At 36.6% G+C, this 15,300-nt stretch carries 15 protein-coding genes; 3 read left to right on the forward strand and 12 right to left on the reverse strand.

Translation table 11 applies throughout. The features are described 5' to 3' along the window. Positions 1–15: 15 nt before the first annotated feature. The 6 genes from B9T25_RS13160 to efp all read right to left on the reverse strand — a co-directional run bounded on the left by B9T25_RS13160 (position 16) and on the right by efp (position 7,147). Complete coding sequence (locus tag B9T25_RS13160; RefSeq protein ID WP_086188866.1) at positions 16–2,028, reverse strand: transglutaminaseTgpA domain-containing protein; 2,013 nt, start codon at positions 2,026–2,028, stop codon at positions 16–18. 3 nt (positions 2,029–2,031) lie between these two features. After that, positions 2,032–2,937: a DUF58 domain-containing protein gene (locus B9T25_RS13165; RefSeq protein WP_086188867.1), complete on the reverse strand. Its 906-nt coding sequence runs from the start codon at positions 2,935–2,937 to the stop codon at positions 2,032–2,034. Between the two features lie 12 nt (positions 2,938–2,949). Further along, entirely contained in the window at positions 2,950–3,909 is a 960-nt protein-coding gene (locus B9T25_RS13170; RefSeq protein WP_086188888.1) for an AAA family ATPase, read from the reverse strand. Positions 3,910–4,010: 101 nt separating this feature from the next. After that, positions 4,011–4,313, reverse strand: a complete 303-nt coding sequence (locus tag B9T25_RS13175) for a YbdD/YjiX family protein (protein ID WP_143222479.1) — start codon at positions 4,311–4,313, stop codon at positions 4,011–4,013. Then, the gene (locus tag B9T25_RS13180) at positions 4,310–6,403 is read right to left on the reverse strand and encodes a carbon starvation CstA family protein (RefSeq protein WP_086188868.1); all 2,094 of its coding nucleotides are present in this window, start codon (positions 6,401–6,403) and stop codon (positions 4,310–4,312) included. The genes B9T25_RS13175 and B9T25_RS13180 overlap by 4 nt, the downstream gene beginning before the upstream one ends. A 174-nt stretch (positions 6,404–6,577) precedes the next feature. After that, entirely contained in the window at positions 6,578–7,147 is a 570-nt protein-coding gene (efp, locus tag B9T25_RS13185) for an elongation factor P (protein ID WP_086188869.1), read from the reverse strand. Between the two features lie 70 nt (positions 7,148–7,217). Here efp and epmB point away from each other — a divergent pair, with 70 nt between their 5' ends. The 3 genes from epmB to B9T25_RS13200 are packed head-to-tail and all read left to right on the forward strand — an operon-like array spanning position 7,218 to position 12,093. Further along, positions 7,218–8,234, forward strand: a complete 1,017-nt coding sequence (epmB, locus tag B9T25_RS13190; RefSeq protein WP_086188870.1) for an EF-P beta-lysylation protein EpmB — start codon at positions 7,218–7,220, stop codon at positions 8,232–8,234. Positions 8,235–8,248: 14 nt separating this feature from the next. Further along, on the forward strand, positions 8,249–9,994 hold the full coding sequence (locus B9T25_RS13195) for a GTPase (RefSeq protein ID WP_086188871.1): 1,746 nt from the start codon (positions 8,249–8,251) through the stop codon (positions 9,992–9,994). After that, positions 9,976–12,093, forward strand: a complete 2,118-nt coding sequence (locus B9T25_RS13200) for an EAL domain-containing protein (RefSeq protein WP_086188872.1) — start codon at positions 9,976–9,978, stop codon at positions 12,091–12,093. Before B9T25_RS13195 ends, B9T25_RS13200 begins: the two co-directional genes overlap by 19 nt. An 86-nt stretch (positions 12,094–12,179) precedes the next feature. On the opposite strand, the gene rpmE is transcribed toward B9T25_RS13200, so the two are convergent. The 6 genes from rpmE to B9T25_RS14730 all read right to left on the reverse strand — a co-directional run bounded on the left by rpmE (position 12,180) and on the right by B9T25_RS14730 (position 15,109). After that, complete coding sequence (gene rpmE / locus B9T25_RS13205; protein WP_086188873.1) at positions 12,180–12,410, reverse strand: 50S ribosomal protein L31; 231 nt, start codon at positions 12,408–12,410, stop codon at positions 12,180–12,182. A 197-nt stretch (positions 12,411–12,607) separates the two neighbouring features. Next, positions 12,608–13,588, reverse strand: a complete 981-nt coding sequence (locus tag B9T25_RS13210) for a bile acid:sodium symporter family protein (protein ID WP_086188874.1) — start codon at positions 13,586–13,588, stop codon at positions 12,608–12,610. Positions 13,589–13,733: 145 nt separating this feature from the next. Further along, positions 13,734–14,135 (reverse strand): lactoylglutathione lyase, encoded by a 402-nt coding sequence (gene gloA, locus B9T25_RS13215; protein ID WP_086188875.1) that lies wholly within the window; start codon positions 14,133–14,135, stop codon positions 13,734–13,736. Positions 14,136–14,253: 118 nt separating this feature from the next. Then, entirely contained in the window at positions 14,254–14,451 is a 198-nt protein-coding gene (locus tag B9T25_RS14720; protein WP_228146886.1) for a hypothetical protein, read from the reverse strand. Between the two features lie 127 nt (positions 14,452–14,578). Continuing rightward, positions 14,579–14,806 carry a hypothetical protein gene (locus B9T25_RS14725; protein ID WP_228146887.1) on the reverse strand — a complete coding sequence of 76 codons (228 nt, stop codon included), beginning with the start codon at positions 14,804–14,806 and terminating at the stop codon, positions 14,579–14,581. Between the two features lie 9 nt (positions 14,807–14,815). Next, positions 14,816–15,109 (reverse strand): hypothetical protein, encoded by a 294-nt coding sequence (locus tag B9T25_RS14730; RefSeq protein ID WP_228146888.1) that lies wholly within the window; start codon positions 15,107–15,109, stop codon positions 14,816–14,818. Positions 15,110–15,300 lie beyond the last annotated feature (191 nt).

Genomic DNA, 15,300 nt, shown 5'->3' on the forward strand with positions numbered 1-15,300 from the left:
ATTCATTTTTATTTTCTAAGACAAGGGCTTTCTATTGTTTTTTAAAGTATATGCACAAGTTTTAAGCATCTCTTTAAAATTCATTGCGTGTTGATCATTAAATTCGCATGAAAACCGTTGCTGCTGATAATATTCTGCAGTTTGTATAAATATCTCTTGTTGATCTTTTTCAACCCATTCTGCCAAACGATGCATCCACATATAAAAAGTTTCAGCGGGTTGCTTACGTAAGTTTTGTTGCAATTGCTTAGAAAATTGTTGAATCGCTTGCTCATATGCGGAAACATACTGTCTATTGCGATAATAAATCCAAAGAAAATAAAGAGTAATTACGGCCACAATGCTTGATAGCAATACCATTGCACTAGCATAAGTAGAATTCAAACCTAATTTTGACAACCAACTTTGCTGCTTTTCGGCAGTATATCCCACAACTTTACTTTGCCATTGATAACTTGCATAGTCACTCCAAATACGTATATTTTTTAACATTGAAAATCGTTGATATTTCCATTTTTGCTCTTTATTTCCTAAAACACTACGCTCATTTTCAATATAATTTTGCATTCCCCCATCAATCCGTTGTGGAGCAATTATTGCTGTAGGATCAATTCGTTGCCATTTTCCATTCAATTGCACTTCTGTCCATGCGTGTGCATCAAGCTGACGAACTTCCCAACTCGCTTGATCAGGTGCAAATTGACCGCCTTGGTAACCAATAACTACACGTGCAGGAATCCCAACATAACGCATTAACATGACAAAACTCGAAGCATAATGCTCACAAAAACCCTGCCGAGATTGAAATAAAAATTCGTCGATGCGATCCCCCCCTAATAAACCAGGTGACAATGTATATACAAAGTCATTTTTCTTATACCATTGCAAAATATTGCGCACATATTGATTTGGCTGCTGACCACTTTTTATAAACATTTCTAATGCAAATTGACGTGATTTTCCATCTAATGCTTCTGGCATTTGGGTATTCATTTTTTCTAATATATTAGATTTAAATAATATTGGCTCTGGCAACTCAGCATTACCTAACCAATGCAATTTAACAGGCTGATTGCGCAAGATTTGACGAAGCGGTGTAATACCCCAATCTTGTTCTAATTGGTATTCTGGTTCGAGTGGAATTGATTTTTCCAACCCCATCACCCACATCACTCGTGCATCAGCAGCCAAGTATTGATAATCAAAACCACTTTTTGATTTTCCAAAGAATTTATTTTCTAAAACAGGTTGTTGATTGATAAAACTACTAGTCCATGTTTTCCCATCATATTGATCTAAAACCATAGCACGCCAATACAGTTCATTGCGTGACGGAAATCGATCCATATTACCAATAATTCGAAAAGCCAAACTTGTTGATTGTGAAAGTTTAGCAATATCACCAGGTGACATGCTATCACTCATCCCTGTGACACTATTTTGTTCTGGAATTGGAATATGCCAAAGTGGCGGTAAGCGTGGAAAAAATATAAACAATAAAATAAAAAATGGCAAAGCCAAAATTAAAAATCTGGCCACATGTTTTGCATCAGTTTTTAATGCTATCGATTGATTTTGTAAGGGTTTAAACTCACTGGTTTGTAGGCGATAAAGTCCAATTAAGCAGCTAAATAAACACAGTACAATCATTAGTGCCATCCAGATGGATTGGCTATATAAAAAGGAACTTGCACCAACAAACAAAGCAAAATTAAATAAAACAATAACATCGCGCTTATTTTTTGTTTCTAAAGCTTTGGCAAACAAAAAGGTCGATAAAACAGCAACACCTGCTTCAACCCCAATAAAACTTTTATAACTAAAATAGATCGTCACTAAAGCTAAAGTGATCAGTGCAAACGTCCATATTTTAGCGACAGTTTTACTCTCATCCTTTAAACTAAAAAATAAACAAAGTAATATCAGCGCAAAAATAACACTTAATAAAATAGGATTAAAAAATACCTGTGCAAGGAAGACCAATGACATTGTGATTAAAATCGAGGTTCTAATATCAGCATGGATCATAATTTAAGCCTGTGCCAAAAGTTTTTTTGCTTGTCGTAACTGACTTTCGCCAATACCTACAGCTAATTCAGCGTGCGGTAAATACACCGCATAATCACATTGCATCTGCTCACATTGTTCAATCAATCCCATCATTAAATTCAACTTTTCTTCATGTTCTGTACTGGGCATGTTGACATAACGAATTTCAATATTGCTTTGATCATGGTGCTGTTCAAATACTTTAATATATAAACCTTGCCCACGTGCAGCTTGCTTCCATGACACCGCTTGTAATGCATCTCCCAACTGGAAATTACGCAATTCACGAAACTCGTCCATATCCGGTTCAAAATTATGCTTATGCTGTTTATTTTCAGCACTATAAAATGCAGCTTTGGGTGCAATCCATGCATACTCTTTTAAATAAAAATAGGTCCATGCCCGAACTAACCCAAAAGGATAAACTGAATAAATTTGTAGGGTTGGATAGTGAAATCTTCCTCTTTTTTCAGGTAAAAAAGAAAGTGTAATTTTATGCTTTAGCTCTGAAATCAGAACCTTTTCTAAATGCTGATCAGTTTTAATCCACAAATAGCGTGAGTGCTTTTGCGCTTGTTGAAAATGTAATTGCAATTCAACACGCTTGCCAACCTGCCCTATTTCAGCAACAGAGACTTCAATGGCTAAATCATGTAATTGTTTAAAGGTTAAATAAAAACTAATACATAAAATGGCACTAATCAAAAAGCAAAAGCCCAAAATCAAATTATTGGCATAATTCACCCCTGCAACAAACGTAATCAAGACCAATACCAAATACAGATAACCCTGTTGATAGATAAAAATCAGAATATCTTTTTGCGAGAGCTGTTTTACTTTTTCAAATTGAAAACGTGCCGCCAACCATTTTTGCCAAGGCTTGCTCAAATTGATCTTCCTTTAGCTAATATCCACTTGCCGCATCAACTGCACTGTTTCAGCGTCACTTAAGCCAATACGATGAGCAACCACAGCAACAAACACCGCTTGCACATCATCTGGAGTTACAAAACTACGTTGCTCAATAAAGGCAAAAGCTTGTGCGGCTTTTTTCAAGGCCAATAAACCTCGGGTCGATAATCCGTGCTGTTTTTTACGGGTTTCATCGGCAAGATTGAGCAGATATTCCAACACAGCATCAGCAATATGCACCTGAACGACCAATTGTTGCATCGCTAAAATTTCTTGCTCATTAAACACATGCTTTAGCGTTGAAATTAAGGCATAACGTGAATTTTGTTGTAACAGTAATTTTTCTGCTGAACGTGAGGGATAGCCCAGCGACAAACGCATTAAAAAGCGATCGAGCTGTGATTCTGGCAAAGTATAAGTACCACTTTGAAACAGTGGGTTTTGTGTGGCAATCACCCAAAAAGGTTGTGGTAATGGATAACGCACCCCATCCACAGTCACCAAGCCCTCCTCCATTGCTTCAAGCAAAGCACTTTGGGTTTTTGGACTACAACGGTTAATTTCATCTGCCAATAATATTTGGCTGAAGATTGGACCTTGTTTAAACGAAAACTGATGTTCTTTTTGATTAAACATGTTTACACCAATCACATCACTTGCCAGCATGTCATTGGTAAACTGAATCCGCTGAAATTTCAACCCTGCAAGATGTGATAAGGCACTCGACAATGTCGTTTTCCCCAACCCAGGTAAATCTTCAAACAGCACATGTCCACCTGCCAACAAACAACTCAAAGCCAATTTCGTTTGATTTTCTTTATCCAAAATAATGCTATTAATTTGAGTTAAAAATGTTTGAACCTTTAAAGCATAAGATGCAACTTTATGATTGAGTTCTAACTGTTCGTGCGTGAGCTCTTGTTTTTGAACTTTATTCGTCCCCCAAATCACACTTTTGTCCCCAATAAAAAACGGTGCATGATTAACATACACCGTTTTTTTATTTTTCCAAAGAAATCAAAAGATTTCTAATCAATACTTATTCAAAACTAACAAGGACATTTCTTCAATCCACCCGTCGCACTTGGATAACGTGCATCCACACAATAACGGTAAAATGTTTTTTCATCCATTGGCACTAAATCAGCATGATTTTTTTTCATATGCTCTAAATAAGTCTGATAATCAGGCACTCCCACCATTAAGCGGAAACTTTGCTGTAGACGCTGCCAAATAATTTGAATGGTTTTAATGCCATTTAACATTAAAAATTTCTTTGGCTGCGCAAGCACAGTAAATTTAATCATTTTGCCCAAAGCCAGTTTTTGGCGAATTTGATCTTTTAGACTCATTTCACCTCTCCTACTGGAACTTCATCACTATAAATAGCTTCTGACTCATGCACGCTTGGATTAGGATCTGCCAATGCACGTCGAATCACACCAATTGCAGCAACCAACATGACAATTGCAACAATCATAAAGAAACCACAAAGTACGGCATTGATTTGATTGGAGAATACAATGGTTTGCATTTCAGCAATATCTTTAGCTGGTTTTAAAATTTCATTACGTGCAATCGCATCCGAGAATCGGTTGGATTGTGCCAAGAAACCAATTTTTGGATTTTCATGGAAGATTTTTTGCCAACCTGCCGTCATACAGGTAATAAATAGGAAAATGGTTGGAAAAATAGTGATCCAAACATATTTCTGCTTCTTCATTTTGAACAAGATGACCGTACCCAAAATAAGCGCCATTGCCGCAAGCATTTGGTTACCAATACCAAATAGAGGCCATAAGCTATTAATACCGCCAAGTGGGTCAATCACACCTTGATAAACAAAGAAGCCCCATCCCGAAACAGCGACAGCCGTACCAATCATATTACCTACAAAGTTACGTGAGTTTTTAAGTGAAGGAATCACAATACCCACTGTATCTTGCACCATGAAACGACAAGCACGTGTACCTGCATCTACCGCTGTTAAAATGAATAATGCTTCGAATAAAATCGCAAAATGATACCAAAATGCCATCATTGAACGGTTATTAAAAATTTCCGTAATAATGTGCGCCATACCAATTGCGAAAGTTGGAGCACCACCCGTACGTGATAAAATTGTGCTTTCCCCCACTTCTTGAGCAAGTAGCGTCAAGGCTTCAGGCGTCACCACAAAACCTAAAGTACGAATAGCTTCAGCTGCGCTTTCAACCGTTGTACCCAAAACTGCCGCAGGGGCATTAATTGCAAAATAAACACCTGGTTCTAAAATAGTGGCGCAAATCATCGCCATAACAGCAACGAAAGATTCCACTAACATGCCACCATAACCGATCATACGAATATCCATTTCGTTATTGACCAGTTTAGGTGTGGTTCCTGAAGAAACCAAAGCATGGAAGCCTGAAATTGCACCACAGGCAATGGTAATGAATAAGAATGGGAACATAGATCCTGAAAATACAGGGCCAGTACCATCAATAAAATGTGTTACCGCAGGCATTTTTAGTTCAGGTAATGCCACCATAATACCCACTGCAAGACCTGCAATCACACCAATTTTCAAGAAGGTTGAAAGGTAATCACGCGGCGCAAGCAACAGCCAAACAGGCAGCACAGATGCAATAAAACCATAAACAATTAGACACCATGTTAATTGTGTCCCAGTAAGCGTAAACAAAGGTCCCCAATAAGGATCAGCAGCGATATTTCCACCATAAATAATGCCCGCCATCATCAATACAAAACCAATGATTGACACCTCAGCAATTTTACCTGGGCGGATATAACGCATGTATACGCCCATGAACAATGCAATGGGAATGGTTGCCGCAATACTAAATACCCCCCAAGGACTATGCGCGAGTGCTTTTACAACTACCAGTGCTAATACGGCAAGAATGATGATCATCACACCTAATGCACCAAGCATGACAACAATTCCAGCAAAGGAACCTAATTCTTGCTTCGCCATTTCACCTAATGAACGGCCATCACGACGGGTTGAAATAAACAAAACCAAAAAGTCTTGTACAGCACCAGCAAGGACCACACCGACCAACAACCAAATGGTTCCGGGTAAATAACCCATCTGTGCAGCTAGAATAGGACCGACTAACGGCCCTGCACCTGCAATCGCTGCAAAATGATGCCCAAACAAAACATATTTATTGGTAGGCACATAGTCTAGACCATCCGTTAAACGATGCGCCGGTGTTAAACGTCGAGCATTGAGTTCAAAAACTTTATTGGCAATGAATAAACTATAGAAGCGATAAGCAATGCTATACACACAGATAGCAGCCAATACTAACCAAACGGCATTTACATGCTCACCTCTACTCAGCGCAAGCGTCCCAAATGACACTGCACCTAAAATTGCGACTAAAAGCCACACTATTTTTGAAGTTATTGATAACTTCGGTTGAGTCGTTTCCATGTCAATCCCTCATCTATTTCTGCATAAATCAGCGTTCATTTTTTATTGTTCGATATATTGCTGTTTCTTCCTTTGCGACTGTACTCCTCATCTTTTACTTTTCATCTAATACTTTGGCATAAAAAAAGGGACGATTTTCATCATCCCTTTCGATAATAGTCTATTTTTAAACCATTATGCACGTTCTAAATAATCGCCTGTACGAGTATCTACACGAACGCTTTCTTCTTGCTGTACGAATAATGGTACGCGAACTACTGCACCAGTTTCGAGTTTAGCAGGCTTACCGCCACCGCCCGAAGTATCACCGCGTACACCAGGATCAGTTTCAACGATTTTCAAGACAACAAAGTTCGGTGCATTTACTGTCAACGGAATACCATTGAACAGCATAATCGTACATTTTTCGTTTGAATCGTCTTTCAACCATTTAGCAGCATCGCCCATCGCAGTTTTGTCAGCTGTGATTTGCTCGAAGCTTACTGGATCCATAAAGTTCCAAAGTTCACCATCGTTGTAAAGGTAATCCATTTCAACTTCTACAATGTCTGCACTTTCTAGTGTTTCATTGGATTTGAATGTTTTCTCTAAAACTTTACCACTTTTAAGATTACGCAATTTAACGCGGCTGAATGCTTGACCTTTACCAGGTTTCACATATTCATTTTCCATGATTGAACATGGATTACCATCAAGCATGACCTTTAGGCCAGCTTTAAAATCATTTGTCGAATAATTGGCCATGAAAGGCTCACTCCAAACTTACTAACTTAAATCTATTAATGCTAGACTAGCATCATTTTTTACATGCGACATGATAAACTATTTGTATCAAGAGCAAAACTGGCAATCTCAACTCAGTGACCTTATTACAGACCCTTTAGAGTTACTTGAGGTGCTTAAGCTCTGTCCCGAACAATTATTATCAGGGGCAATCCTCGCTTCTGAACAGTTTAAATTACGTGTTCCCCGTGCATTTGTCGGAAAAATGAATATTGGTGATCCACTTGACCCCCTTTTACTGCAAGTATTACCTCATCATTTAGAACTTGAAGAGCATCCTGACTTTGTCACAGACCCATTAGGTGAAGAACAAGCCAATCAACAACCTGGTGTGTTACACAAATATAAATCTCGCTTTTTACTCACTTTAACGGGCGCTTGTGCAGTCCACTGTCGCTATTGTTTTCGTCGCCATTTTCCTTATCAAGAAAATTTACCTAAAAATGAAGATTGGCTAAACATTAAAAATTATATTAAAAGCCAACCATATATCAATGAAGTCATTTTTAGTGGTGGAGATCCACTTACGCTCTCAAATCGCAAACTAAAACTATGGATTGATCGCCTAGAATCATTACCACAAATTAAATTTTTGAGAATTCATTCACGGGTTCCCATTGTAATCCCCAACCGCGTCGATGAAGAGCTTGTTTCCCTATTAAAAAACAGTAGGCTACGGATTATTCTAGTGGTACACTCAAATCACGCAGCTGAGCTTGATGATTTGACTTGCGCTAAGCTTTCGCTATTAGTTCAACAACAAATCACTGTGCTTAACCAAGCCGTTTTATTAAATGGGGTTAATAATTCAGCGCAAGTTTTAGTCGATTTAAGTTATCGTTTGTTTGATGCAGGTGTGATGCCATATTATTTACATGTATTAGATAAAGTAAAAGGTGCGCATCATTTTGACTTAAGTCCTAAAGATATTAATCTTATATATAAAGATGTTTTAGAGAACCTTCCAGGATATTTGGTTCCTAAACTCGTTAGGGAAATAGCGGGCGAAAAAAACAAAACACCGCTTTTTGGGGTTTCAACTTTTTGAGTTAAATAATAACGATGCTTATGAGTACTTCAGATATCTTCCAAACTCCAACAGAGTTAAAGTTGGAAAAACTGAGCTTTTGTCCATCTAATGCAAAAGGTCTGCAAGAATGGGTATCTAATTTATCCATTCTACAACTCGGGAATTCCTCAAAAGAACTTTTCAACGCGTTACTCGAAATATCAGAACTTAAATGCCCAGAAATGCTTCGTTTTGATTTAATTCAAATTTTACACCCTACCATTGATAATGTATTGATTAGTTTAGAGAAACATTTTTTCAACCAAAGTCTAATCACCACAGATCGTAATGATCAAATTATTGAATTGGCGATGTTATTACGCAGTCATTTCGCAAAAATTTATATTGATATTTCAAAAAGATGTAATACACAATTAAGTTTGCAAAAATTTTCACTGTTTGCATTTAATCAAAAGAAAAGTTTACAAACTGCAAGAATGGTTTCGACCTATTACGCATTACAACAACTATCGTTGTTGCTGTACCAACAACACTTATTGTATAGCACACCGTTATTTGGGCAATGGTTAGTGGCGCATCAACTACTTGAATGTGCGATTAAAAACAGCTTTTATCAAACCAATATCAATCAAATTTTAGATACTCAACACCAATTACAAACCATTACTCAAGCTTACTCACAGCTTATTTTGCTCGATATCTTCAACACGCATCAAATTCGCCCTTCTGAAATGCAAGGTCTATATTTATGTAGCTTTGATTGGGCCAAACTGGTTCATATCTTATCTAAAGAAACGACGCTTTCACGCTATATCATCGATATCAACAAAGATCACCCACCTGTTTTCAATACCGATCAATCAAGTTCATATAAACCGACTATTTATATTTCGACCCAAAATTTACTCGATCATTTGTCTGAAACTCAATCCAAAAAAACAGGATATTTATCGCGTAATGAAAAGCTGTTTTTAACACCCGCTTTACATTTTCATATTCATAACCTACTTACAACAAATACCGAACGTCGCTATGAGCGTTACGAATATTCTGCACAATTACAAATCTGTTTTAGTCTTGCAGTTGCACACTTTTACCTCTCTAAAGGTAAAAACTTTCACGAAACTTTGGATTTAGAAAATAATTATCAGTTCCAAAATGAAAGTACATTTATTAATTCAATGAATTCTAATATTCCTGCTGAAATCACGACAGCTAAAACCCTAGATCGAGAAACTAAACAAATTTACCCTACTGACGTTCTTGATATTAGTGTGAATGGTTACAGAATTAAATGGACAGGTATTACCCCTCCGCATTTAAAAACAGGTGAATTTATTCTTATTCAGGAAAACACCAATAGCCCTTGGCGTGGCGGTGTAATTCGTTGGATTAAACAATCGACAGAAAAAAGTTTGGAGCTTGGGCTTGAAGTATTAGCGCAAGATTTATTCCCATGTTCAGCCATGGTAAAAACTGAGCGTCATAACAATAATTATCAACCAGCATTGATCGTTCAGACAACTCAACTAGATAATATTTCAACCAGCCTAATTGTCTCAGGCTCGCACCTATTTAGAGAAAAACAAACCATTCATTTACGATTAGGAAAAGAAGAACTAAAAATTTATCTGACTAAAGCCCAACTGATTACACAAAGTTTTATCCGATTTGAATTTGAGTTACTCAATGATCAACAAGAAATTCTAGTTAAAAACTTTATCAATAAACAAATGAATGAAATCAAAAATCACGATTTATGGGAAGCATTAAAGTGAGAAATCCATTATTGTCTAAAAAGTTAAAACGTACCGAGACACGTTTACTCATTATCGATGATAATCAAATACGTTTTAATCAGATTCGTGATCTTTTAATATCGAACGAACATATCGTACAAGCAACTTTACTTGATGATTTACAAACTTTTGAAAAACAATTACATCAAACTTGGGATTTGGTCATTTTTGGTCGTGCCTATGACTTAAAATACGAACAAGCTTTAAGTTTAATCCAATTATCAAAACAGCCTAACTTACCAATTATCCTACTTAAACCTGATGATTATCAGGCAGATCAGTATGCGAGTTATATTCGTAAGGGAATTTATGATATTTTAAATCTGGATTATCCAGACCGTTTTTATATTGGTTTACTCCGTGCACTTTCATTAAGCCGCATACTCCTTACCCAACAACATTTAATGAATGAGCTAGAGTCAGCACAAACCCAAGCTCAATCTTTAGCACAAGATAGTAATAAAGCCATTGCACTTATTCAGGAAGGGATTCATATTCAAGCCAATGCTGAATATTTGGATCTATTTGGAATAAAAAATGAGGAAGATATTGTTGGTCTTCCTCTACTTGACCTTTTACAACCGAAAGAATTAAATGACTTTAAATTGCGGTTTAAAAAAATTACCCAAGGTCAATTTGATTTCGGTCGTTTTGATATCACCACATTAAATGATCATGTTTCTGTTCCAAATCCGCTTAAAATCGAATTTCTACCTTCTACAGATGAAGATGCATTACAAATTACCATTGATATTGAAAATTCAGAATCAAACCATGCAACTACCAGTACAACTGAAAAACACACACAAAATCCAAATATATATCAGTTAATCAATCGAACAATTACTAAACAACCTTCTGATATTAATGCATTGGTGCTCTTTTCTTTAGCATCATGTCCTGAAGGTATTTTTCAAGCTGACTGGATCACTTCAAAAAATTATTTCAGCCAGATTAATGAGTTTTTGAAAGATCAAACTCATGCCCCATTATTTCAAATTGCTACTGGTGTTTTTATTGGTTTGTTCCAAGCAGAATCTAAAGCAAAATTAGAATCTAAACTCATTGGTTTAAACTCATTAACCAAGCCACAATTATTAACCATCAATCAATCGACTTACCCACTTAATCTAAGAATTGGTTATTCAATTTTAGATGGTGAAATACGTGATGAAAATCACTTCGAACAATTTATTAATTTAGCTTACAGTACTGTTTTACCTAAAAATGAGCCTACACCACAGCTTGAATTAGAAGCTCATATAAACACTCCAATCATTGAAATACAACCTCGAGAAATCAAGTCATTAGATGCTGTACCCGAGTCTTCACTGATTCGAGCGTTACAACATAGCTTAGACCGAGGCGAAGTTCATTTAAAATATCAACAACTTTATGACAAACAAGACACCAATCTATACACCTATGAAGTAACGAGTGGCTTCATTTTTGAAAATACATGGAAAGATTTATCCAGTTTAAGAGAATTGGCAGAAGATCATGAATTATCAATTAAATTGGATCGTTGGATTTTAGTCGAATCATGTAAACAACTACACAATTTCATTACTCAATATCCTGAAGCAAAATTAATTGTAAATTTAAATAAAGCAGTGTTATTGCACGACCGTACGTTCCCTGAATTTATCTCTAAACTAATTACCATTGTACGAAGTAAATTAACTCACCCGCTTATTTTACAATTTTCAGAAGAAGACCTGACTCAGAATATCTCAGATGCACAAAAGCATATTGCGCAATTACGTCAATTTGGTGCTGAAGTATCACTAAGAGACTTTGGCAACACCATTTATAGTGAATCTGCTGCACGTCAACTGGATATTAACGGATTAACATTACACCACAGTCTGACTAAAATGCTCCATTCAGAACAGTCCACAGAAGAATTACAAGAAAAAATCAAAATTTTCCATGAAATTAAACCTGTTGAAATTATGCTACGCGATTTAAATGACATGACACTTTTTGCAAATGCATGGAATGTGGATGCTCGTTTTATTCAAGGTGATTATTTCCAGAAAAAACTAGATCATCTTATTGATGTACAAGACCAATAGGTTTTGTACATTTTTCCTTGATATAGAATATAAATTTTAGATGTAAAAAAACGGACATTTTGCCCGTTTTTTTACATCTAACAGTATTAGTCAGGACGTTTGATAGAACGTGACATACCAGAGAAACGTTGTTTGAACTTGTCGATACGACCGCCTTGATCAGCATTCTTCTGTTTACCAGTATAGAATGGGTGGCATGCAGAACATACGTCTAGGTAAACAGTTTCTTTACCCATAGCTGAACGAGTTTCGATTACGTTACCACATGAACAAGTAGCAACTAATTTTTCATATTTTGGGTGAATATCGGCGCGCATGGTCGATTACTCCTAAGTTAAGAAAGGCTTATGCTGTCATCGCAATTGATCACTCTCATTAAGAGGAAAAGCTTATCCAAAGAAAAGCGAGATCAACACCATAACAGACCATTCTTTTGGCCCACCGAGACGGATACCGCCAGAGCTAAGCACAACAAGTGGGCGCAATTATACGGTAAAAAATATAAGATAGCGAATTATTCTTGCAGCTCAGGCACTGGATGTTTCGACCAATAATTCGCAATCACGCCACAAACCATCAACTGAATTTGATGAAAGATCATAATCGGTAAAACAATCATTCCAAGAGGTTGTCCAATAAATAAAATCTGTGCCATCGGCACACCACTGGCTAACGTTTTCTTAGAACTACAAAAGAACATCGCAATTTGATCTGCTTTATTAAAACCCAACCATTTTGGAATATAAAAAGCCAACAGCATAATCAGAGTTAAAAATATTGAACAAACCAAAGTCAGGATCAATAAGGTTTGCCAACTGACTATACTCCACAGTCCAGCAACAACAGCCCCACTAAAAGCACCATAGACCACCATCAAAATGGTACTCTGATCGAAAAATTTGACCAAATTTGGTGTTTTTAACATGTGAGGATAAACATAAGGACGTAATAGCTGTCCTAAAACAAAAGGTACCAATAATAATAAGGTAATTTTAATAATCGCTGAGGTTGGGTCAAAGCCTTGTTGAGACTGACCTAAAATAAAGAAACTCACTAATATTGGCGTTATAAACATCCCGATCAGATTAGAAAATGAAGCACTGCATACCGCACTGGCAACATTGCCTTTTGCAACAGAAGTAAAGGCTATAGAAGATTGTACTGTCGATGGTAAAAAGCACATAAATAAAAAGCCCCAGTACAGCTCCTGCCCCAAAATTGGCAATAAAATGGGCTTAGCCATCAGACCTAAAAGTGGAAATAATGCAAAGGTAAAAGCAAAAACGACGAGATGGAATTTCCAATGCATAATGCCATCCACAAGCGCTTCTCTGGAAATTTTTGCACCATGTAAGAAAAATAAAATCGCAATTGCGCCAGAGGTGATAAAGCTAAAGATATTTGCAGCCAAACCAGATACTGGAATAATAGTTGCCAAGATCACCATAACAATAAGTAAAATGGTAAAGCGATCCAATGCCAATAATTTTAACATTGCTACTTCCTGTAGTTATTTAAAGATAAAAAAGCCCAATAAGTGAGTTTACCTAATGGTAAAGTTTCATCTTACTGGGCTAGATAAATAAAGCTAGTTTTTCAATTTAATGTTGAATATTTAGTTTATCTATATCACTTTTTCATTAATTATTTCGCGCATTTACATCTTGCTGAATCAACTCGATCTTATAACCATCTGGATCTTCAACAAAAGCAATGACCGTTGTACCGCCTTTCATCGGGCCTGCTTCACGTACTACTTTACCACCGCGTGCTTTAATTTCTTCACATGCTTTATAAGCATCATCCACCGCAATAGCAATATGACCATAGGCATTGCCTAATTCATAGCTTGTCGTATCCCAGTTATGAGTTAGCTCTAATACCGTATGATTTTCTTCATCACCATAACCAACAAAGGCCAAAGTGAAACGACCTTCTTCATAATCACGTTTGCGAAGTAAAGTCATACCGAGTACTTCAGTATAGAACTTTAAAGATTGTTCTAAATTGCCTACACGTAACATGGTATGCAGCATGCGCATGATTGATTTTCCTGTTTCATGAAATATGGTCTGCCAATATAGGCAATACAGTTGAATATTTCAATTTACACAAAGTAAAAGTAGCCATTGATAGGCTACTTTTTAATTCACTTAATGACTATTTTTTTAATGGATAATCTGCAAAGTATTGATCAATTTTATTCCATGGTGCGCTATTTGGTGCTTTACCAACAATATTTGCAGAAATACCACCATACAAATCTGCAGTATTCGCCAAATGAAGTTTATTTACATTTGGATCTAAATATGGCAAATCCTTTTGATGTTGTAGGTAGAAATGAAGGTTATCTATCATAGGTTGGAATCCATATCCACCATTTGATCAAGCACTGCTATGACTACCCCAGTGATGTTCCAACTCATGCGCAACAATGCCTAAACCAGACTAGCGATAATGACCATATAAATCCAAGGATCGACACCTAAAATAGCACCACCACCAAGCCCCCCATACTGGTGATTCCAAGTGAGATTCCGCCTCGGTTGAAAATATCTTGATATACACGGGTATAATCAGCCTCTTTAAAGAAACCGTTTGTTCCCTCAATCATTCCATCATTACCAAAAAAATCATGTCCCATCACTTTTTTATGATTAAACCATAGGTGTTTAAACTCAGAACTGCTCAAGGTGTAAGCAAAATTAGTCATCATGATGACCTATTCACGAGCATACAGTGGCGTTATACGACGCCATTTAGAGTCTTTATCCTGATCGTATGTTCCGAAGTAAATGTTCCACTTGGCTTTGATTTTTGATAATTTTTGAACGTGCCTATCCGTTTGAGATGTGACTTTAAGATCAAAGATATCCACAGGCAGTTGATTAAACTGACTCAAACCTGCCAATTGAATTGAACCTGAGCCATCAACAAAGTTAAATCGTGAATCATTATTAATTTTCAATTTTAAAGAAACATTTGAAAATGCATCCAATTGATCTAGTTTAGCCAACACCACCCATTGCTCAGTACCTTTGAGCCTTGCTCGAATCTCTAAGTCTGTTATTGGTATAGCACTATAACTTTATAGCTGTATCGTTTCACGATTGGGCTGCGCTGAAAGAATCTCATTCATAATTACATGACGTTGATTAATATTGGTCAATATTTCCCAACTTTCACCGTCTTGCAACATCTATCTTA

Origin of the sequence: Acinetobacter sp. ANC 4470 (assembly GCF_002135335.1) — a bacterium.
Classification (GTDB): Bacteria; Pseudomonadota; Gammaproteobacteria; order Pseudomonadales; family Moraxellaceae; genus Acinetobacter.